This window comes from Pseudoalteromonas sp. BSi20495 (assembly GCF_000241185.1).
In the GTDB taxonomy this organism is placed as follows: Bacteria; Pseudomonadota; Gammaproteobacteria; order Enterobacterales; family Alteromonadaceae; genus Pseudoalteromonas; species Pseudoalteromonas fuliginea.
The window spans coordinates 14,833-37,570 of sequence record NZ_BADY01000153.1 but is presented as its reverse complement, the minus strand read 5'-3'; the positions used below and the strand labels follow the sequence as shown (position 1 = coordinate 37,570).

The following is a 22,738-nucleotide window of genomic DNA, read 5'->3' as shown; positions in this document are numbered from 1 at the left end:
TCCGAAATTTCTGTCTTACACCTCAAAATTCTCAAAGTACTCTTTTTGCAATTCTATAGTGAGTGCTTTAGGGCGAATGCCTTGTACTAGGCTGTATACTTCTTCTTTTGTGTAACCTGCCGAATTTAAAATAAGCGCAGCGACCAACCCTGTGCGGCCTGTACCGCCTTTGCAATGTATGGCAATGGTTTGTTTGTGTTGTATGGCCTGTAATATGTCGATTTTGTGGGTGTTCCATCTTGATATAAAAGGCTGTTTGGGTGCTTCGTCGTCATTTATAGGTAAATGAAACCAGGTTATATCGTGCTTATTGCACTCACTATTAATTGTTTCTACGTTGTTTTTTTCAAGCTCCTTTTGAGGCATAAGTGAAAGCAGCACGTTAGCGCCAGCAGCTTTTAATGTAGCGATTGAATCCGCTAAGTTTTGTGTTTTTGTACCAGGGCAAGGCGTAAAAATAATATTTGCGCCGTTATTGAGTGATAAAACATCGTACGGATGCGCGCTCATGGTAAGTCCTTTATTTTCAATGAATTTACTTTAATAAGCTCACTATAGCGTGTTTTAGTTACAAGTTTAAGATTGAATAATAAGCATAAATGCTGGATACTGTTTTTATATACAGTTGTGGCGATATTATGAAAAAAGAATTACCAGCAAAATACTATTTAGCGCATTTTAGAGAGCTTATTGAGTTTGTAACAAGTAAATGTATGCATTTACTTGAGCCCAAACACAGCGAATTTATTAGTAAAATTAATCAGCTAGATGAGCAAAGCCAATGCATGTTGGCGCGTGTGTACTCGCGAAAGCCTTATTTAGTGCAGGCGCAATCGCTTAATTATGAAGAAATAACCTCGCCGCATCAGGCTATTTATACGCTAAAAAAAGCGGGTATTTTATTTGAGCCAAACGAGCAGCATTATTCGCAGCTTTTAGCGCACTTAACTAAGCCTTCTTTGGTTGAGTTGCTAAGTAATTACAGTGAGCAAATAAGCTTTAAAAAGAGCGCCGCTAAAGGCGAGCTGGTGGATATTGCACGTGAGTTTTTTAAAGCGTGCCCACAAGAGCTTGCGCCACTTTATAGCCAGTATGTAATTAATAACCGCAGTGATTACTACGAGTATTTTGAGTTTTTATTTGCAGGCAAACTAAGCGGTGGTGATGTGAATCATCAAAACCGTTTTGTAATGCGAGACTTAGGCTTAACCGCTACGCGCGAAGGACACAGCGAGAGCTTGTCACGTTTTGAAACACTTGACGAAGCGCAATCAAACTATTTATTAAACCGTTACCGGTTAGCATTTAAAAATATAACAGATGAGAGCGACTATGTTGCTTTAGCGTCGCAGGTTTTAGTGCAAGCTGCACATGGTGTAATTGCCATTGTATTAAAAAACAAACTATTAGTTAGGCTTTATAGGCAGCTAAAAATAGTTGATAGCGAACTTGCTTTTAGTTTACTTGAAGGGTGCGTGGATGATAGCGAAGCACAAGAAATTCAAATAAGAGAGCAATACAGGCTTGGCAATAAGGAGTGGGTAAAAGCACGATTAGAAGCCATTATCGAAAACCCACTTACTGATGATTTACTTTATTTTGCTGACGATTTTTTAATGCGTAAGTTTAATAAAAAAACACGTTCGCGCTTAAGCGCCATGCTTGCCGACACTCAGTGCGTGCTAGAAATAGATGAACTGTACCGAGGTGAAGTAGAGCAGGGCGTAAACGATTATTATACTCGCCAAGGTATGGCTGTATTTAATACCGAAAACACGCTTTGGCAAAGTTTGTTTGGTTTAGTATTTTGGCATGAGTTATTTGTGGAGTCGCCTTATCCGCCATGTAATGAGTTTGATATTTATCCGCAAGTATTAAGGCTTGGTAATTTTTATGAAGCGCAGCAAACACAGATAAATGAGCGCTTAGCGCAGTGCCAAACGTCGCAAGCATTACTTAATTTAGTATGCAAACATGCAGCGCAATACTTTGAGCAACCTAACGGTTTGTTTAGATGGCGCAGCAATTTATTAGAGCCACTAGAGGCGCTTATTTTAAACAGCCCTATTAAGGCGCTAATTGCGCACTTAACAGCCATGAGCAAACATTATTTACAGCTAAAAGACGGCTATCCCGACTTAATGGTCATTAATAATGGCCAAGTACATTTTGAAGAGGTAAAAGCCCCGGGGGATAAGCTTAGGCGCAACCAACTTACAACTATTGATAATTTAAAAAATGTGGGCTTTACAGTACATATTGCCGCAGTTAAGTGGTTTGTAGACCCAAACCGTGTTTACAGCGTAGTTGATATAGAAACCACCGGCGGCTTAAAAGGCGGTAACCGTATTACCGAAATAGGCCTTGTAAAAGTGCAATACGGTAAAGTAATTGACACTTGGACGAGCTTAGTTAACCCCGAGCGCCATATACCTGGCTTTATTACGTCATTAACCGGTATTAGCGACAGTATGGTGTACAACGCGCCTGTATTTGCCGATATAGCCAAGCCGCTATTAGATAAACTCGCAGGCAGTATTTTTGTAGCCCATAACGTGAACTTTGATTATGGTTTTATTAAAAAAGAATGCGAGGTTGCAGGGCACTTTTTTAAAATGCCAAAAATGTGCACCGTGGTTGAATCGCGCAAAGCGTTTAAAGGCTTAAAGTCGTATTCGCTTGGCAATCTCTCATCGCATTTTAATTTAAATTTAACGAGCCATCACCGCGCATTGGCCGATGCAACCGCTACTGCTGAGTTGTTGTTACTTATTCAGCAATCCCAAATTAGTGAATAAGCAGTAAATCTTGACGCAAGAAGTAGTATGCAATTTTAAGCACTTAGCTTACTTTAGCTAAGTGCTTTTTTTCGTGGTAAAAATCCAGTTACAAGCATCGTACCTATAATTACAAATAATGCGCCGAGTAACGTATTTGGCCCAATTTGCTCATCTAAAATTAAATGCCCCCAAAAAATGCCAAATAGTGGAATTAAAAACGTGACTGTTAACGCCGAGGTAGGGCCTATATCGTCGATTAATTTAAAAAATAAAATATAAGCAAGTGCGGTACACACTACTCCTAATACGAGTACACCTAGCATAACGTTGGTGCTTGGTATTTCTCGTATTGGCATAAATAAGATAAGCGGTAATACCATAAAACTCGATGCCCACATTGAGCCATGGGCGTTATCAAATGGGGCCAGTTTAGGCGCGTTTTTAGTGTAATGCGATGCAATGGCATAGCAAAGTGATGCGCTTAATGCTGCTACTATGGCTAAAATTGATTGGCTATTTAATACAAAATGATTTTGCCCAACAAGTATTGCAACACCTATCAAACCAAGCAGTAAACCAAGCACCATACTTTTTGTGGGCTTTGTTTTTGTCCATAAAATTCCAACTACAACACCCCATATTGGTGTTGTAGAATTTAAAATAGAGAGTGTGGATGCACTAATAGTTTGGGCTGCGTAAGCAAAAAATAAAAACGGCAGAGCAGAATTAAACGCGCCTATAATAAAAAAGTGTTTTTTATGCTGGATAAACGCTAAACGGCGTTTTAAATACAAAGCAACAATAAATAAAGTAATTGCAGCAAAGCCTACTCTAAACTCAATTAATACTGCAGGCCCCAAGCTGTTAGCTGCCATTCGCATAAATAAAAAAGAAGCGCCCCAAATAGCGGCCAAAAAAAACAATCGTAGTAAGCTTGCTAAGGTCATGATAGTACTTTAATTATACTGGTTAGCTTGTAGAGTAACAGGGTTTATAAATGGTGTAAGCCATATTCGGAACTGACACATAAAAATAATAAACCAAGGTTAATAAAGAAAAGTTAATTGTGAGAAATACGAAGAGACTGTAACGACCTATCCAATTGAGCATGCTAAATAAAGTTAACTTTCGGTTCGCTTCTTTTCAAAGTCGCTTTTAACTATTTCAAGTGCTTTTAGTACTTCTTCTGGAGCAACATCGTGTTGCTCTAATATCATAATTAAATCTACTGCAAGTTTAATATATGTTGGAGCTTGATCAAGTGGGTTGGTCATGGTGCTTTTTCTTTTTAGAAATTTGACTAATAGCCACATCAATCGCAGTTTGTACGCGTTCTTCCATATGTGTACGTTCGGCTTGTGGTAAGTAAAATGCCATGTCTACGTCATAGCGAATATATCTTGGTGGCAGTTGGTTTAGTACAGTACAGCAAAAGTCAGCCATTACATCTTCGTTGTATTGTCCATCAAGTTTTCTTTTAATTATTTCTTCTAGAACAATTTTTTCGTAAAAGTTGTGTATATCGTCATGTAATCGCATATTCCTATCACTCTTTGTTAATCCATTTAATTGAGTTTATACCAAGGCTTACTATAAATCGATAGCGGCTTTAAATAGTTGTTTATGTACATTAACTAATGAGGTTAAATTACGTTGATAACCACCGCCAAGGCTGCACATGAGTGGTATTTTCTGTTGTTTACAAAAATTGAGAACAAAAAAGTCACGTTTATATACGCCATTGAGCGATACATTTAATAACCCTAACTCATCTTTTTCGTAAATATCTGCGCCAGCATTATATAAAATAATATCGGGGTTATGAATACGCACGCAAAAATCGAGTGCTTGTTTTAATGTAGTGAGGTACTCAGCGTCGGTTGTTTTAGCGGGTAATGCAAAATCGTAAGTGGATTGCTGTTTATTACGAGGGAAATTTTGCTCACAATGAATTGAGCAGGTAATAATTTGGTCATGATTTTGAGTGATTTGTGCTGTGCCATCGCCTTGGTGTACGTCGCAATCAAAAATTAAAACAGTGTCGGCTTGCTCTGTATTTATTAAATGTGCTGCTGCAATAGCTAGATCGTTAAAAATACAAAAACCGCTACCGTAATCACTGTATGCATGATGATAGCCACCACTTAAATTAGCCGAAAAACCATGTTTTAGCGCGTGTTCACTACTTTGGATGCTTGCCCCAACTGATAGTAATGTGCGCTCTACCAATTCATTTGAATAAGGAAAACCCATTTTTTTTATGGCTTTATTGCTAAGCGTGCCGTTTAAAAAGTTATTTATATAAGTTTGATTATGGCACAGCGAAAGCTGAGCAGGCGTTGCTTTTATAGGTGAAGTAAAATTATTGGGCGTTAAGCCTAGTCCTTCAATTTCTGCTTTAAGCTTTTGGTATTTTTGTATTGGAAAACGATGGCGCTCAGGAAGCGTTAAAGCAGAATATAGCGGGTGGTAAAAAAGCTGCATTAGCGTAATTGTTGTTTTTCGACTTGTTGAATTTTATCTTCGGTGGCAGAAATTGCTTTTCTGCAGCGGCCTAATCGAGCGTGTGTGCTTAATATTTCAAGGTTAAGCTTTTGTGCTTTAGCAGGCGAGGCTTTATCCATTTGCATTTTCCGCTCTTCAATCATGAGCACTAAACGGCGTTCAAACTCATGGTTTTGTTTTAATTCGTCATAAAGCTCATGCGATGATTGCATTATTTTTTGTACAGCTTGCTTGTAAACGGTTTGCTTAGGGCGAGGTTTATAATGGCTTTTATTTTCTTTAACCCAAATAGGCGTTGATTTAATAACGTTGAATACGGCTTGTACTTGAGCTGCAATACGTTCAAGTGCGTAGGTGTATGCATGACGATGTTCGCTTGGCGGTAACCTTGACACTTCGTCTTCTATTTCTATTACGTAATCGACTAGGTTCATGCTCTTTGTGCTAAAAACTGCGCGGTCAAACAAGCTAGGTTGCGCTTGCATGTAACGATTTTTAGAAAAAAGTTTAGCTTTATCAAATTGCTCAGCTTGTTGTTTTAGCGTTGCAACTTGTTGGCGTAGTTTATCTAAAGCTGTAGGGTGCATATTAAAAGTAAGCCTCGTAAATTAGTTTTAATGCTAAAAGTATAACCATAGTATTAAATACTGGGCGAATAAATTTGCTACCAAAACGTATTGCTGAATGCGCCCCAAACCATGCGCCTAGCATAATAAAAAAGCCCATTGTTATGCCAAGTAAAAAGTTTACATGGCCGAGTGCAACAAAGGTTATCAACGATATAAAGTTAGACACAAAGTTCATTGAACGCGCTAAGCCACAATTGAGTAGCAGGTTCATTTTGTAAAGCATGCCATTAGAAGCAGTCCAAAAAGTACCCGTACCTGGGCCTGCTAAACCATCAAAAAAGCCTAATGCTAAACCTTGTAGCCATTGTTTTATTTTCATCGCTTTGTTTAGTTTAGGAAGTTTATTACCTTCGGTGGTACTTAAATTACCAAATAAACTATAGCCAGCAACTAAAATAATAATAATTGGAAGTAGTTTGTTTAAAAAGTCGATACTTAAATGATCAACAATAACAGTACCTATCAATGCACCTATTGCGGTAGCAATAATAGAGGCAGCCCAAAACTTAGGACTAAATAAGTTCTTTTTATAGTATGTATAGCTTGCCGTTAACGAGCCAAAACTTGCTGCTAGTTTATTGGTGCCTAATGTTAAATGTGGAGGTAAACCAGCAGTTAATAAAGCGGGTACAGTTAACATGCCACCGCCACCGGCGATAGCGTCTATAAAACCTGCGGCAAGTGCAACAGCACATAAAACAGCCCAGGTTGTTGGATCGAGTGCGAGTTCAAACATTAATAATCTATTTGTCTTTTAAAAGGTGGTAGGGTGTCGAGCATGGCTTTACCGTATCGCTTAGTAACTAAGCGCCTATCGAGAATAGTAATACAGCCTTCATCACTCTCTTTTCGCAGCAGTCTACCACAGCTTTGTACCAATTTCTTTGCGGCGTCTGGCACGGTAATCGTTAAAAACGGGTTACCGCCTTTGCTTTGTACAAATTCTGCTTGCGCTTCTTCTATTGGCGAAGTAGGTACAGCAAATGGAATTTTAGTAATTATTAAGTTCTCTAAATATTTACCAGGTAAATCAAGACCTTCCGAAAGGCTTTGTGTTCCAAATAAAATACTGCCTTTGCCTTCGTCTACACTTTTGGTGTGTAATTTAAGCAACGCTTCTCGCGACATCTCACCTTGTACTAATAAGTTAAAACCTTTTGTTCTAAGAAACTTTGTTACATGGTCCATTTGCCAGTAAGAAGCGAATAGTACAAGGTTCGCTTTTTTATCATTTAAGTACTCTGGTAAAGTTTTAGCTAAGTGATCACTAAAGTCTTTGTCGGTTGGTTCTACCTTAGATACCGGAATACGTAAAGTCGCTTGTTTGGGGTAATCAAAAGGAGAAGGTACTTTAATAAATTTAACGCCTTCTTCTTTGGCAAGCCCTGTTTCGTAAGCAAAGTGATCAAACGAGCCCAGTGCACTTAATGTAGCAGAGCACAAAACAGCGCCTGCGCATTCGCGCCATAATTTATCTTTTAAATAATAACCGACCTCGATAGGGCAGTCGCTTAATAAGTGATCGTGATGGCTTTTATATTCAAGGCGTTTTATCCACCGTGCATGAGGAGCACCTTCCCCCTTTTTTGCGTAACTAAACCATAGTTTGTTTAGTTGCTCTAAGCGGTTTATGTATTGACCGCTTTCGCCTAGTATTGGGTCGGCAACGTAAGGTTTTATGTCGCCATCGCTAACATCTTGGGTAAGGGTGTCGTGCATTTTGTTTAAACAGCGCAGCGCATCTTGCGTGGCTTCGCTTATGTCTTTCGCTTTACTGTGCAGCGATTCTGGAATTTCACCGTGTTCAAAGCGGTAAGTATCGTCTTTTGAGTATTCAAAGTCGGCATTATCAAGAATATCGCGAACTACTTTTAAATCTTTATTCGCGTCGTTAATACTGTCGCAAAGTTTAAAGTTTTGGCCAATAGCTCTTTGCCCCACTAAAACCTTCGCCATTTTCCCGCTAAACTTGGTGAGCTTATCAAGCCATTCTATTGTACCTTTTATTGTGGCAGCAGCAGATGAAAAATCGCGTGTTATATGTGCTAAATGGTGCGCTTCATCAATAACGTAAATGGTGTTGTCGGGCTCTGGTAAAATTTTACCGCCGCCTAAGTCTAAATCGGCAAGTAGTAATGAGTGATTAATTACCAGTACGTCCATTTGCATTAATTGGTTACGAGCAAGCTGAAACGGACACGTTTGATGGGCCTTCATTTGGCGTTGGCATGAATGTTTATCGCAGGCTATTAAGTTCCACACTCTATCGGGTACAGTATCGGCCCAGCTGTCTCTATCGCCTTGCCATTTTTTATTCACATAGGCGTTATATAGCTCATTCAAACACTTGGTTTCCATTGCGCTCAGTGGTGAAGTAAGCGATGGCATAAAATCCATTTGTGTTTGGCTATCGCCATTAACAGCATTGTGTAGTTTGTGAGCGCAAATATAACGATGACGACCTTTTACCAAATCAAATTTAAAGTCGAGGCCTGAATGCTTTTTAAAAAACGGGAGCTCTTTTGCTATTAATTGTTCTTGCAGTGCAACGGTAGCAGTCGAAATAACCAGTTTCTTTTTTTGTGCCAAGGCCAGTGGTAATGCACCTAAACAATAGGCAAGAGACTTACCTGTACCGGTGCCTGCTTCAATAACGCATATACGTTGTTTTTTGTGATAGTCGCCTGCGAGTGTTTTTGCTATTTCGGCTACAAGGTAGTTTTGGCTGCTGCGCGGACGGTAATCAGTTAGGTTATTAGCCACATGCTGGTGTACTTGCCTAATTGTTTTTTTTAGTGAGTCAGAAAGCATGGGATGATTTACCTAAAGTATGTATATAATTACAGTGTATATATTAAGTGGGATCGTACGTTGACACAAGCAATCTATCAGGGCTTTATTTTATCAAGGCAACAATACTCGCCTAAGAGTAAGCGTGGGATCACGCTTTGCTACTGGCTCGTATCAGAGCATGGCCCAATTAAAGTACTAATTGAAAACCAGCAAGTTGTTTTTTTTATCCCACAAGATGAACACAATTTTGCACAAAGCATATTAAATAAAGAAAATATAAGTGTTAATTTTAAAACGGTAGAAATGCGCCATTTTAGTGGTGTTGTGTGCATAGGCTGTTATTTTAATGATGTAAGTAACCTTTACAAAGCACGCACATTACTTGAAAAGCACATAAGTATATACGAAGCGGATATACGCCACAGCGATCGTTTTTTAATGGAACGTTTTATTAAAGGTGGGGTATGGGTTACGGGTGAAGTATCTCAAAAAAATGGCTTTATTTTAATTAGCAATGCTAAATTAAAAGCGAGCCCTGAATATACACCCACGCTGAAATCGCTTTCATTAGATATTGAGTGTAATGGTGAGGGCGTATTGTTTTCGGTTGGGCTGGTAGGAAATGGCCTTGATACTGTATTAATGATTGGTGAGCCTCAACAGCATAATCAGCCATTTAATATTGATTGGTGCTTTGACGAGATTAATCTACTACAAAAGCTACAGCAGTATATCAATAATAATGATCCTGACATTATTGTGGGTTGGAATGTCATTGAATTTGATTTTACAGTGTTAAACTCTCGGGCAGAGGCGCTAGGGATAACGCTTAATTTTGGCCGGGATCAGCAGCCTTTAAATATAAAAACAGGGCATTACACTCGCCTCACCTTACCTGGGCGAAGCGTTATAGATGGCATTGATACCTTAAAAAATGCCACTTATCACTTTGATAGCTATTCGCTTGCGAACATTTCTTATAAAGTCCTTGGTGAATCCAAACTAATTCAGGCGGATAATCGTTTAAGTGAAATTGTTCGTCAATTTAATGAAGATAAGCTCAACTTAGCAGCTTATAACCGACAAGATTGTATACTCGTTAAGAGGATTTTTGCAGAGTTACAACTCTTTGAATTTGCAATAGTGAGGACTCAGTTAACCGGTCTTGAGCTTGAGCGAATGGGCGGCTCGGTTGCAGCATTTACTAACTTATATTTGCCATTACTACATCGCAGCGGGTATGTTGCGCCAAATTTAGGCGATCACGGTTTATCTTTTGAAAGCCCCGGTGGTTATGTAATGGAGTCAGTGCCTGGGCTTTATAAGAATATACTTGTTTTAGATTTTAAAAGCCTATATCCCTCAATTATGCGAACTTTTTGTATTGACCCTCTTGGGCTTATTAAAGGGTTAGACTCACCTGAAAATGCAATTGAAGGGTTTAATGAAGCCGTTTTTTCACGAAATGAACACCACTTACCGTCGTTAATTAAGCATTTAACACATACACGGCAAAGGGCAAAAGACACAAATCAGCCAATGTTATCGCAAGCTATAAAAATAATAATGAACAGCTTATACGGCGTACTTGGCTCTAAGGGGTGTCGATTTTATGATCCAAGATTATCGAGTTCAATAACATTACGTGGGCATGAAATTATGCAAACAACCCGTAAATGGATTGAAACGTTAGGTTATGAAGTAATTTATGGCGATACAGACTCTATTTTTGTAAAAGCTGACGATCAGCTAAGTGCGCTGAGTTGCAATCAAATAGGCAAGGATTTAACGCTCTATATTAATAATAAATGGAGCTTCGATATTAAGGACCGTTTTGGGCTTACTAGTTATTTAGAAATAGAGTTTGAAACCCACTATAGCCCATTCTTTATGCCAACAATAAGAGGTAAAAAAACGGGTTCAAAAAAACGTTACGTAGGACAAATTATAAAAAATGGGATGCCTGAACTTATATTTAAAGGAATGGAAACCGTACGCAGCGATTGGACCGAATTTGCACAAGAGTTTCAAAAAGAGTTATTCAAAACTTTATTTAATGAAAAATTTGAAATAAAACAACTTCACGAGATTATAAGTGACTACACCAAAAGATTGTTCGCAGGTGAATTCGATGAAAAGTTAATATACCGTAAAAAGTTAGGACAAAATCTAAATGATTACGTAAAAAATGTTCCTCCCCAAGTGCAAGCGATTAAAAAGTATAAAGCTAGTAATCCTGATTTTGAAATTAAACGAGGTCAAATTATTGAATATGTTTATTCTGATGATGGGGCGCAATTATACAATGGTTCCAATAATTTAAATTATTCGGCTTACATACAAAAACAGCTAACACCTATCGCTCAAATGGTACTTGATGCCTTGAATTTGAAAGAAATTGAATATCAAGGGGCTCAACTTTCATTTTTATAATTACTTTACAGTTTTTGTATTTAAATCGTTATTTTTATTGTGTGAAATTTAACCTGCTTTGATATGGGATGAAGTGTTTTTCTCTTTTTTTGTTAAAATTTATGATTCCCTCATGTTGTTTTGTTAATAATCCCCTATTTTATGTAATTTAAATTGAACCTTTTTACTTATTTTTTTCTTGCTTTTAAAACAATTGGTTATGTCTTTGTGCTTTTCTAAGTGATTGATATTTAATTGTGTGTCTAAGTTTTTTTTGTAATTTAAAAGGGTTTAAGGTTAATTGATTGTTGACGTTGTTGTTTCACTGGTATTATCATTCATCACACAATTGTAGCGTTTGGTAACACTTTGCTATCACGTTAGATTGAAAATTATAATTAATAAAATGTATTCTTGGGAGAATCAAATGTTAAATAATCAAGTAACAAAAGCTGTTCGCTTAGCGATTGCTTTTGGTGCAGCATCAACAGCTGCATTTTCAGCAAGTACAATCGCTGCTGAAGAAGGCGTAGAAAAAGTAGAACGTATTCAAGTTACAGGCTCACGTATTAAACGTACTGACATTGAAACAACAGTTCCAATTACTACTATTGGACGTGCTGATATCGTAGCTATGGGCGCAATTAATGTTTCTGATATTTTAAACCAGTCTCCTGTAACAATTGCTGGTGCAGACCAATCTAATTCATCATTTAGCACTTCAGGCGTTGGTCTTAATACAACATCACTTCGCAACCTGGGCGAATCAAGAACTCTAGTACTAGTTAACGGTCGTCGTTTTGTATCTGGCCGCTCACCTTCGAGCGGTTACGCAGTTGACTTAAACTCTATTCCAGCATCAATGATTGAGCGTATCGACATACTTAAAAGCGCATCTTCTGCTGTTTATGGTACAGATGCTGTTGCAGGTGTAGTCAATATCATTACTCGAAATAATGTGGAAGGTGTTGAAGTTAATGCTCAAACAGGTATTTCATCTGAAGGCGACCGTGAAAAATATTCATTAAGTTTAACTGCTGGTAATAGCTGGAACACAGGTAATGTAACTGCATCATTTGGTTACGATGATGACAAAGGTTTAAAGCCAGCTGACCGTGATTTCTCTGAGTTTGATGAAGCAATTTTATTAGATGATAATGGTAACGAATATGTAGATAAAGTATTTTCATCTTACCCACCACAAGGGCGTATTGGTGCTTTTAATGGTGATGGTACAGCTTATCAAGGTTTAGCTGGGGGTGAAGCTTTCAACCGTGCTGCTTTTCGTCAACTTGTTACACCTCTAGAAAGAAAATATGCAGCTTTAAATATAAAGCAAGACATTAATGATGAGGTTCGCTTTTTTGCTGAAATGAACTGGAACTCGTCAAAAACTTACGGTTCAACAATTGAACCAACACCGTTCGCGACTAACGATGTGTTTATCCCAGAGCGAGGTGGGGTAGGCGGTATAAAACTAAGCAACCCTATGATTCCTGATTTGCTACGTCAAAACTTAATGGCTGCTGACCCTGATCTAACAATGGATAGTAATATTCCAAATATGGTTCGTCGTATGGTTGAGTTTGGTGCTCGTTCGACAGATTTAGAACGAGATACTATCCGTATTGCAACTGGCTTTGACTGGTTTATAAATGACGATTGGTCTTTGAATACTTACGTTTCTTGGGGTAAAACAGATCAACGTCAAGACAGTGGTGGTCAAGTAAATATTGAAAGAGCTGCGAAAGCATTTGATGTGGTAGAAAATGCAGACGGTACACTTCAATGTGCTGACGACCTTGCTATTCTACAAGGTTGTGTGCCGCTTAACCTGTTTGGTGCAGGCACTGTGACTCAGGAAGCTGTTGATTATATTAAAGTTCCTGCAAAAATCGCTGGTCAAACTGAACAGTTCATTGTTTCAGCATCATTAGTTGGTCAATTACCAATAGAACTACCAGGTGGTTTTGTAGGTGTTGCATTTGGTGCAGAGCATCGTTTAGAAAGTGGTTTCTTCAACCCAGGTGATTTAGCTCAAACAGGTGCTTCTAGTACTAATAAGTCACTACCAACAGATGGTAGCTATTATTCAAATGATTACTACGCTGAAACTATTCTACCAATACTTGACAATCTTGAGGTTGATTTAGCCGCTCGCTACTCAGATCATGAAATTGTTGGCGGTCAAACAACATGGAATGCAGGTATCCAGTATTCTCCGTTAGAGACATTAAAATTCCGTGCTTCAGCAGCAACAGCTATCCGTACTCCAAATATTGCAGATTTATTTGGTGGACGTGGTGAAACATTTGCTGGTGTTACGGACCCTTGTAGCGGTGTAACTGCTTCTGATGTTGGTAATGCAGCCCAAAACTGTCTGTCTATTCCTGAAGTTGCTGCGCGTGTTGCAGCTGATGGTAAATTTGAGCTTACGCAAATAGAAGCGCAAAGCGCAGGTGGTTTTGTTGGTGGTAACGAGAATGTTAAAGAAGAAACCGCTGATACATACAGCGTGGGTGTAATCTGGCAGATGACAGAAGAGCTTTCTTTAACTGTCGATTACTACGATATATCTGTTGAGGATGCAATATCTACCACTAGCCGTACTACTGTACTAAATCGTTGTTTTGATGTTAGTTCAGCTAACTTTGACCCATCTTGTGGTGGTAATGCATTACGTGATGCGAAAGGTGCATTAGTAGAAGTTAATTCAGGTACTGGTAATGAAAATAATATCGAAACTTCAGGTGTTGATATTGAATTAGCATATAAAATAGACACAGAGTATGGTGCTTTTGGTGCTAACTTAATTTGGAACCACTTAAGTAAATACGATACAACTGGTATCGAAAGCGGGGAAACAGTTGAATACGCTGGTGAAGTACTCACACCAGATAACAGAGCTAACTTAAACCTAACTTATGGTATGGAAGACTTAAACGTTTCATGGCGTATGCGCTACTGGGATCGTTCTGTAGATAGTGTTGAAGGTGCTAACTTTAACTACACTGATTTTACACCGTTAGAGAAGTATAATAACTTCCCATCAGTTGTTTATCATGATGTATCAGCAGGTTATAACTTTACTGATAGTACAAGTGTTACATTAACAGTGCGTAATTTGTTCGATAAGCAACCACCAGTTGCTAACCAAAGTTCATCAAATGGTGGTACAGGTATTAACACAGTATCACAAGCTTATGATGTAACAGGTCGTTACTTACAGTTAAATTTAACTACTAAATTTTAATTAATTTTTAAAATTTGAAACCGCGATATCTATCGCGGTTTTTTTATTTTCTTCTTTTGTGTATATTGTTGATAGTAAATAATTTATACCATAGTCATTTCAAAAGAATCCGCTTATACTAAAATAGAATATTAAAGTAAATCTAACCAAATAAATTTAGCGAGATATAAATGAAAGAAGTCCGATCTTTTATTAAAACAGCATCATTAACGGATCTTGAAAAAGCTCAACAGCTTATCAATGATGCAATTTCAAAATATACCCAGCAGCAAAAAGCGAAACAGGAAGTTTTGGATCTTTTAAAAGAAAAAGGACTTACGCTAGAAGATTTACAAGATGGAGCATCTGACAAACGCACCAAAGTTAAGCCTAAGTACCGCATGGAACTTAATGGTGAGACTATTGAATGGACTGGCCGTGGCCGTCGTCCTAAAGCGTTTGAAGGTGTTGAGCTTGAAAAGTTTTTAGCCTAAAGCTAAATATAAGAGAAGCTCCGGCTTCTCTTTTTTGTTTACCTCTCAATAAAATATGATTAAAGTTTAAAACTCCCAGCTATTATTTGCTAAAATCTCCTCACTCAAACCTATTTGTTTTCCCATGAGCTATAAACTAAGACCTTACCAGCAAGAAGCCGTAGAACGCACCGTTTTACACTTTAGAAAGAGTAATGATCCTGCCGTTATTGTACTACCAACCGGCGCAGGTAAGAGTTTGGTTATTGCTGAACTTGCCCGTATTGCTAAGCAAAAAATATTAGTACTTGCTCATGTAAAAGAGTTGGTAGAGCAAAATTCGCAAAAATATAAAAGTTTTGGTTTAGAGGCGAGTATATTTTCAGCAGGTTTAAAAGAAAAGTCATTAAACCATCAAGTAACCTTTGCCAGTGTGCAATCACTTTCTCGTAATTTAAATAAATTAAATGAGCATTATTCGTTACTTATTATTGATGAATGCCACAGGGTAAATGGGGATAGAAAAAGCCAGTACGGAAAAGTAATAAGTAGTTTAAAAGAATATAACCCTCAGTTAAAAGTATTGGGTTTAACAGCAACACCTTATCGGCTAGGAACGGGGTGGATATACCATCATCATTATCATGGCTTTGTTAAAGGGACTAATGAAAGCCCGTTTAAAAGTTGTATTTTTGAATTACCACTCAGGTATATGATCAAACATAATTATTTAACGTCGCCAAACGAAGTTGATGCAGCGATTAGCCATTATGATTTTTCGTCTTTAGATAGCAATGCATTTGGGCAATATACGACTGATGATATGAATGCGCTTTTAAAAAACAGTGAGCGCGCAACGAAAGCGATATTACAGCAAGTAATTCAATACAGTGAAGAGCGTGAAGGTGTTATGGTTTTTGCAGCCACGGTAATGCATGCTCAGGAAATATTAAGCTATTTGCCAGCTCAACAAAGTGCACTTATAACAGGTGATACGCCAAACACTGAGCGCGATAAAATCATTAAGCAATTTAAAGCTAAGCAATTAAAGTATTTAGTTAATATATCGGTACTAACAACCGGCTTTGATGCGCCACATGTCGACTTTATAGCTATTTTAAGACCTACAGAATCAGTTAGTTTATATCAACAAATTGTGGGGCGAGGCTTGAGGCTATCTGAATCAAAAACGGATTGCTTAGTAATAGATTATGCTGGCAATGGTTTTAATTTATTTCACCCAGAAGTAGGCGATAAAAAAGGCGATAGTGATAATGAACCTGTGCAGGTACTTTGTCCTGGCTGTGGTTTTGCGAATATATTTTGGGGTAAAACTGATTCCGCAGGAAAAGTAATAGAGCACTTTGGCAGGCGCTGTAAAGGGCTGTTAGAAGATGATGATGGGCATAAAGAGCAGTGCGATTATCGTTTTAGGTTTAAAGAGTGTGAGCAGTGCGGTGCCCAAAATGATATTGCTGCACGTAAATGCCATGATTGTGGCGCGGCAATGGCCGACCCTGATGATAAGTTACGTAATGCATTAAACTTAAAAGACGCACTTGTGCTTCGATGTAGTGGGTTATCGGTAACTCAAATTAAAGATGAACTTATTAAAATAACGTATTTTGATGAAGATGGTGCAAGTTGCGATGAAATATATAACCTCGCAAATAAAGGCGGGCAATTTATATTTAATAAGCAATTTGGTCTACGAGTAGGACTTGGACAAACACCCATTAATTTTAAAACTGCAGAGCAAGTAGTAAAAGCACAATTTGAATTAGTACCACCGGATTTTGTTATTGCACGAAAAAGCAAAAAATATGGTTGGAAAGTGGCTGATAAGCTATTTGACTATAAAGGGGGTTTTAGAAAGGCAAATCAGTTAAGCCGCTAAGCTTAACTGATAGAGTACATTGAACTAATACAATTAAAAGGCAACTAAGCCTCGTCACCGTCCATTAGTCCCCAGCCGTCACCGTATCCATTAAAGCTATTAGCAATGCTCTCAATGTATTGCTCAGCTTGTCCTAAGAGGGTGTGCTCTGGCACCATTTGTACTTGAGTGATTACTTCCCAAACGCCAGTGTCTTTACATTTTTCAAGTTCAGCCTTTTGAACTAATGCATCAGAGACTATTTCTTTAGCAAATTTTTCAGCATCGGCTTCTTGTTCAAATAAAATAAAAAAATCGACTTGGTGCATTTTATTTAAATCAATGCCAGCAGCGGCTATTTCGGCTAAAAGTTGGCCGTTATCATCATCAGGGAATTGCATTAAAAACTCATTTAAAATTAATTTTTTATTCGTAGGCACTATTGTAACTAAAATATTGTCTTAACGCGTACTAATTTTAATTATGCTGATATTTATTCAAAGTTAAATTTACGCGTTAGATTGTTATTAAGTTAATGTGTTGCTCATTATGGCTATGCTAATATGCGGGTAATTAAACAGTTTTTTGTTAGATATTAAAAGTAAGGATATTTACTTGTTTATTAAGTTTTTACGTTGCATGTGTGTTGTGAGCGCTTTAATTGCGACAAATAGCTATGCGGCAGAAAAAGTCATAGAAGATTACGAAATTGAAGGGTTAAGTGGCGATTTAGAAAATAACGTAGCTCTTTACCTCAAGCAGTTAATTGGCGAGAAGCCAACCCGTACACTTCGCCGTTATGCTCAAAAACAAGTACAAAATAGCATCAAAGCACTTGGCTATTATAGCCCGACCGTCGAGGTTATTTATGATAAAGACGACAGCGAGCTAATTGTTAAAGTTGAACGGGGGCCTGCAACTCGCATAGAAGCAATTAATATTACGCTAAACGGTGATGGTCAAAGTGATACTCAATTACAGGCATTGATTAAAAGCAATCACTTAAAGCAAGGTGATGTTTTAAATCATGGTAAATATGACTCTGCTCATAAAAAAATAGAATCTATGTTGCTGGAGCTTGGTTATTTTGATGCTAAGTGGCCAGCGCGCAAATTAGAAGTATCGCTTAAAAAAAATAGTGCTGTTATTACTTTCATAATTGATACCGGAGTTAGGTATCAGTTTGGCGATATACAAATTGCCAGTAGTACACCCGCTGAAAAATACATACGCTCTATAGCGCCTTTCTCGCAGGGCCAACCTTATAAATCAACGCATATTGCTGACTATAACCTAGATTTATCAAGTACCCCTTATTTTGCCAGTGTACGTGTTTATGCTGACATTGCAGCGCGCAAAAACAGCCAAGTACCGATTAAAGTTGAAGTATTACCCAAGCCAGCTAACAGCTATGAAATTGGCGGTGGTTTTAGTACTGACTTAGGGCCCAAGGTGCGTTTTAAATGGAGTAAACCGTGGATCACAGAAGACGGCCATTACCTCGAAACTAATTTAAATGTGGCACAAAAGCAGCAAGATATTTCCATGGCTTATACAATTCCGGTTGATGATCCTAATGATGATTTATGGCGATTCTCTGTCGGTTATAAATTAGAAGATGAGCTCACAAACGACACTTACAGTGAAATATTAACAGGGCAAGTTCAGCGCCAATGGTTGACCGAAAATAAGTGGGTGCGTACTGCATTTTTACGCCGCGACCAAGAAACCTACCGTATTGGTGATGAAGACGAAGAAAGTACCGAAATGTTAATGCCGGGCATTAGCTACGCGCGCAAAAAATCAAAAGGCGGCACGACTCCTTATTGGGGAGAGCAGTGGCTTATATCTGCTGAGTTTGGCTTAGATGATGTGCTTTCGAGTACTAATCTGATTAGGGTGCAAATGCAACATGCATGGCTACGCACTTATTTTGACCGCCACTTGGTGTTTTTAAAAGCGAATGTGGGAGCAATGCTTGTTGATGATATTAACAACGTGCCATTTTCACTTCGGTTTTACGCAGGTGGCGATCAAAGCGTTCGTGGTTTTGCGTACCAATCAATTTCGCCTGAGAACGATGACGGCGAGCTAATAGGTGGTAAGTATTTACTATCGGGCACGATGGAATATAACTACCAGTTTGCTAAAAATTGGCGAGCAGCTTTATTTGTTGATGGTGGTACTGCGACTAATGATTTTTCTGATGATTTTGAAGTAGGTGCTGGTTTTGGTTTTCGCTATTTAACACCTGTAGGCCCAGTGCGTATAGACCACGCTTGGGGATTAACAAAAGAAAGTAAAAGCACACGTTTAAGTATTACCATAGGGCCAGAAATTTAATGTCAGTATTAAAAAAGATAACAGCCGCCGTAAGTGCTATTTTTGTCACGTTAGTTGTTGCACTATTTTGTTTGTTATTTACCGCACCCGGTAATCAATTTATTGCTTATAGTGCAAACAAAGCGGTAGATGGACTACATATTGAAATTAAAGATGGCCGTTTTATTTATAATGATGCCTTTAATGTACGCTTTGCTAGCAACGGATTGGACTTTAATGCACAACAATTGAAAATTGATTTGTTTTGGTGGCAGTGCGATGGAATTTGTATAGATAACTTAAGTGCTAAATCTATAAATTTAACATTACCAAAAACTGCAGAGTCACAAGAAGAAGCCGCGGCAGAGCCGCTTGAAAAAATCAGCTTACCTTTTAATATTGCTGTAAAAAACATTGCGATCAATAAATTTACTCTAGAGCATCCAAGTGCAAACGTAAGCGTTAATAACTTTAAACTCTCAGCAAAAGCAGAGGGTTCAAAGCTGACGGTTAAAAGCCTGAATATTCCCACCATACTTGTTGCCTTAAAAGAGCAAGAACAAGATGCGAAAACACAAACGGCGCAAAATACTCAAGCGCCTTTAACGCACCTACCCGCATTGCCTAATATAGAATTTACTTCGCCACTTGATTTAGTTGTTGAAGACTTTGAAATAGCTAAAATTACGATTGAGCAAAACGAAGCCCAACATGTTATTGAAAACATCTCGCTGCAATTAAGTGTGGAAGATGCGGTTATTAATTTAGAGTCATTCTCAGCAAAGTATGAACAGTGGCAGCTTAATACGCATCTTAATGCTGAGCTTGCAGGGAATTTGCCCGTGAAAGGGTATGTTGTTTTACAAAGTGACGAGCACCATGCCAATTTGCAGTTGAATGGCGACTTATCAAATCTAAACTTAAATTTAGAAACGCAGGGACAATATCCGCTTAGTTTAACGGCAACGGCAAATTTAAAGCAGAAAAACTATCCGTTTGAGTTAAATGGCAAAATTAAACAGTGGCTTATTGATGCACAAAGTAATGAGCTTAAAGTGCGAAATGTAAGCCTTAACGCACAAGGTAATGCTGACGACTATCAGCTTAGCCTACAGGGGAATAGCCAATTAGGTGCGTACCCAGCTGTTGACTTAAATACCCAATTAAAAGGCAGTCTCACCAAAGCAACTTTACAAGCGCTAAGCATTAAAGCGAACGAAAGCAGTGCAACTATAAAAGCCAATGTTGATTGGCAAAAGGGCATACAGGCTAACTTTAATGGCACGCTTGCTAACTTAAAAGCGCAGTATTTAACTGATGCCGCTACCAGTGATATTTCAGGACAGTTTAAAGGCTCGTTTAATGCAGCTGACGACAAGTGGCAGCTACAAATGAATAATACAAAGTTAAGCGGATTACTTAACGACGTGCCACTAGAATTTGCCTCAAATTTTAAGCTCGACAACACGTTAAAAGCTAATATTGATAGCTTTTATTTAAGTAGCGGCACCAATAAATTAGCACTAAGCGGGCAAGTTGATGATACTTGGCAAGTTGATGGCAAAGTAACGCTAAAAAGTGATGAAAAAGCTAATATTCCATTTACTGCCGACGGCAACGCAAATTTAAAAGTAAGGGGGGAAAGGTTAATGCCCTCTGTTGATTTAGCACTAATACTCGATCGCTTTATTTTTGATGAAATAAACATTAATAAATTATCAGTAAAAGGGCAGTTAGATACCGCAGCCGATTGGCAAACCGATGTTTCGGTAAGTGTTGGTTCGGCGCTGGTGGCCGAACAGCAAATTAATAGCGTTAAAATTGATATTAGCGGCGACAAAACAGATCATCAACTTACGGCATCTGTAGATGCCGAGCAAGGCAGTGTAGAGCTTGAAGTTAATGGCAAAATTAATAATACCACTTGGAATGGCGAGCTTAGTAATGTAACGCTCAGCGATAAAAAGCTTAGTTTTAGTAATACTAAAAATATTGCCATTATGGTTAATACGCAAAGTGGCGACTTTGATGTGAGTGCACATTGTTGGGCATCTGATCAAAGTGAATTATGTATAGACACCTTAGCGCAGTCAAAAAATCTCGGTCAGTTAAATGCTAAACTAAGCAACTTAGCACTTGAGGAGCTTAAGCATTTTTTACCTAATAGCATTCGTACTCGCGGTAATATAGCTGGCGATGTAGCACTTAATTGGCAAAGCGGTGCGCTTAAAACATTACGCGCAAATATCGATTCTAGCGACTTAGAAGCAGTGCTAACCTCGGAAGAAGATCGTTTTAAGTTACCAATCGAAATTCTAACTATTAGTGCGTTTTCGGATTCTCAAATTGGCAAGCTTGAAGCTAATTTAGAATCAAGTGTATTAGGCAAAATTAATACACACATTAATATCGACGATATACAAAATACGCAAGCGCTTAATGGCACCATTAATATTGATAAAATACTCCTTTCAGACTTACAACCTTTTCTTGAAACCCTTGAGCAGTTAAAAGGTGATATTAGCGGGAAAGTGGCGTTAGCTGGTACGTTAAAAGATCCTTTATTAAATGGCGAGCTTAATGTGAGCGATATTAGTTTAGAGGGCGAGCAATTACCTATAGCGCTGCAAAAATCAAATATAAACGTATTGTTTGATAAAACAACAGCCACAATAAAAGGCAACTTAAACGACAATCAGGGCGGTAAAATAAATCTCACCGGTGACGTTGATTGGCAAGGTGCGCAACCTGCTGTAAATGTTGCGGTAGTTGGCGAGCAGTTTTATGTACGCGCGCAGCAAGGGGTTACTTTTAAAGTATCGCCGGATTTAAAAATAGGCTTGGCTAATAATGCACTCAAGCTTGCTGGTGAGGTAATTGTGCCTTACGGTCGTATAATGATTGAAGAGCTTCCTGAGGGTGCAGTGCAAGTTAGCGATGATGAAATTATTGTTGATCAAAAAACTGAGGCCACCGAAACAGTTCCGTTTGATTACGACATAGATTTAAAAGTGATTGTTAAAAACGATGTAAAAGTAGAATCGTTTGGCTTGGAATCAAAAGTTGCGGGTGATTTAGCTATAAAAATGAATCAAGGTGCACCAATTATAGCCACAGGTGAGCTTAACTTAATTGAAGGTACTTACTTAGCCTTTGGGCAAGATTTAATAATCAGCACAGGGCAAGTCGGTTTTAGCGGTTCAATTGAACAACCATTTTTAAATATTAAAGCAATACGTAACCCCGATACGACTGCAAATGGTGTCATTGCAGGGGTTACGCTCACGGGTAATGTTGAACAACCAACACTTAAAATATTTTCTGAGCCTGCGATGGATCAAGCTCAAGCACTCGCATATTTACTTAATGGCCAACCTTTAGGCGATGGAGAAAGTTCGTCAAGCGATGCTATGCTCACACAGTTATTACTCTCTCAAGGTGTTAGCCGCAGCGAAGGGGTTGTTTCTAAGGTAGGTGAAACCTTTGGGTTGTCAGATGTAAGTTTAAGCTCATCAGGTAGTGGTGATAGCACCAAAGTAGAAATATCAGGTTACGTAGCACCCAGCTTACAAGTTAAATATAGCGTGGGTGTATTTGATTCGCTCAGTGAAGTGGCTGTGCGTTATCAGTTACTTTCACAGTTATACATAGAAATAACGAGCGGGCTATACCAAAATGTTGATGTGCTATATAAGTTTGATTGGGAATAATCAAAA

16 protein-coding genes are annotated in these 22,738 nt (G+C 38.3%); 7 read left to right on the top strand and 9 right to left on the bottom strand.

Features of this window, described 5'->3' with window-relative positions; all coding sequences use genetic code 11:
- Positions 1 to 15 precede the first annotated feature (15 nt).
- Entirely contained in the window at positions 16 to 510 is a 495-nt protein-coding gene (locus tag P20495_RS03415) for a dual specificity protein phosphatase family protein (protein WP_008138522.1), read from the bottom strand.
- An 89-nt stretch (positions 511 to 599) separates the two neighbouring features.
- On the opposite strand from P20495_RS03415, the gene P20495_RS03420 reads away from it, so the two are divergent.
- A complete protein-coding gene (locus P20495_RS03420) occupies positions 600 to 2,798 on the top strand; it encodes an exonuclease domain-containing protein (RefSeq protein WP_033016296.1) in 2,199 nt (732 codons plus the stop codon).
- 53 nt (positions 2,799 to 2,851) lie between these two features.
- Here P20495_RS03420 and P20495_RS03425 read toward each other — a convergent pair whose 3' ends face one another.
- The 7 genes from P20495_RS03425 to dinG form a co-directional block, all read right to left on the bottom strand.
- Complete coding sequence (locus P20495_RS03425) at positions 2,852 to 3,727, bottom strand: DMT family transporter (protein WP_008138520.1); 876 nt, start codon at positions 3,725 to 3,727, stop codon at positions 2,852 to 2,854.
- A gap of 174 nt (positions 3,728 to 3,901) precedes the next feature.
- Complete coding sequence (locus tag P20495_RS21730; protein WP_007378179.1) at positions 3,902 to 4,054, bottom strand: DUF2496 domain-containing protein; 153 nt, start codon at positions 4,052 to 4,054, stop codon at positions 3,902 to 3,904.
- Positions 4,038 to 4,319: a late competence development ComFB family protein gene (locus P20495_RS03430; RefSeq protein ID WP_008138519.1), complete on the bottom strand. Its 282-nt coding sequence runs from the start codon at positions 4,317 to 4,319 to the stop codon at positions 4,038 to 4,040. The genes P20495_RS21730 and P20495_RS03430 overlap by 17 nt, the downstream gene beginning before the upstream one ends.
- 51 nt (positions 4,320 to 4,370) lie before the next feature.
- A complete protein-coding gene (locus P20495_RS03435) occupies positions 4,371 to 5,264 on the bottom strand; it encodes a histone deacetylase (protein ID WP_007378181.1) in 894 nt (297 codons plus the stop codon).
- Positions 5,264 to 5,872 (bottom strand): primosomal replication protein, encoded by a 609-nt coding sequence (locus P20495_RS03440; RefSeq protein ID WP_008138518.1) that lies wholly within the window; start codon positions 5,870 to 5,872, stop codon positions 5,264 to 5,266. The genes P20495_RS03435 and P20495_RS03440 overlap by 1 nt, the downstream gene beginning before the upstream one ends.
- Before the next feature lies 1 nt (position 5,873).
- Positions 5,874 to 6,650, bottom strand: coding sequence for a TSUP family transporter (locus tag P20495_RS03445; RefSeq protein ID WP_007378183.1), 777 nt, complete (start codon positions 6,648 to 6,650; stop codon positions 5,874 to 5,876).
- Positions 6,650 to 8,725, bottom strand: coding sequence for an ATP-dependent DNA helicase DinG (dinG, locus tag P20495_RS03450; protein ID WP_008138517.1), 2,076 nt, complete (start codon positions 8,723 to 8,725; stop codon positions 6,650 to 6,652). The genes P20495_RS03445 and dinG overlap by 1 nt, the downstream gene beginning before the upstream one ends.
- Positions 8,726 to 8,785: 60 nt before the next feature.
- Here dinG and P20495_RS03455 point away from each other — a divergent pair, with 60 nt between their 5' ends.
- The 4 genes from P20495_RS03455 to P20495_RS03470 all read left to right on the top strand — a co-directional run bounded on the left by P20495_RS03455 (position 8,786) and on the right by P20495_RS03470 (position 16,721).
- Positions 8,786 to 11,140 (top strand): DNA polymerase II, encoded by a 2,355-nt coding sequence (locus tag P20495_RS03455; protein ID WP_008138516.1) that lies wholly within the window; start codon positions 8,786 to 8,788, stop codon positions 11,138 to 11,140.
- Between the two features lie 406 nt (positions 11,141 to 11,546).
- Positions 11,547 to 14,372 carry a TonB-dependent receptor domain-containing protein gene (locus tag P20495_RS03460; RefSeq protein WP_008138515.1) on the top strand — a complete coding sequence of 942 codons (2,826 nt, stop codon included), beginning with the start codon at positions 11,547 to 11,549 and terminating at the stop codon, positions 14,370 to 14,372.
- Positions 14,373 to 14,542: 170 nt separating this feature from the next.
- Entirely contained in the window at positions 14,543 to 14,845 is a 303-nt protein-coding gene (locus tag P20495_RS03465) for an H-NS family nucleoid-associated regulatory protein (RefSeq protein WP_007586043.1), read from the top strand.
- A 124-nt stretch (positions 14,846 to 14,969) separates the two neighbouring features.
- Positions 14,970 to 16,721: a DEAD/DEAH box helicase gene (locus P20495_RS03470; protein WP_008138514.1), complete on the top strand. Its 1,752-nt coding sequence runs from the start codon at positions 14,970 to 14,972 to the stop codon at positions 16,719 to 16,721.
- A gap of 44 nt (positions 16,722 to 16,765) precedes the next feature.
- On the opposite strand, the gene P20495_RS03475 is transcribed toward P20495_RS03470, so the two are convergent.
- Entirely contained in the window at positions 16,766 to 17,101 is a 336-nt protein-coding gene (locus P20495_RS03475; protein ID WP_002958248.1) for a ribonuclease E inhibitor RraB, read from the bottom strand.
- A gap of 214 nt (positions 17,102 to 17,315) precedes the next feature.
- Here P20495_RS03475 and P20495_RS03480 point away from each other — a divergent pair, with 214 nt between their 5' ends.
- Both P20495_RS03480 and P20495_RS03485 read left to right on the top strand, forming a co-directional pair.
- Positions 17,316 to 19,043: an autotransporter assembly complex family protein gene (locus P20495_RS03480; protein WP_007378193.1), complete on the top strand. Its 1,728-nt coding sequence runs from the start codon at positions 17,316 to 17,318 to the stop codon at positions 19,041 to 19,043.
- On the top strand, positions 19,043 to 22,732 hold the full coding sequence (locus P20495_RS03485; protein WP_008138513.1) for a translocation/assembly module TamB domain-containing protein: 3,690 nt from the start codon (positions 19,043 to 19,045) through the stop codon (positions 22,730 to 22,732). The genes P20495_RS03480 and P20495_RS03485 overlap by 1 nt, the downstream gene beginning before the upstream one ends.
- Positions 22,733 to 22,738 lie beyond the last annotated feature (6 nt).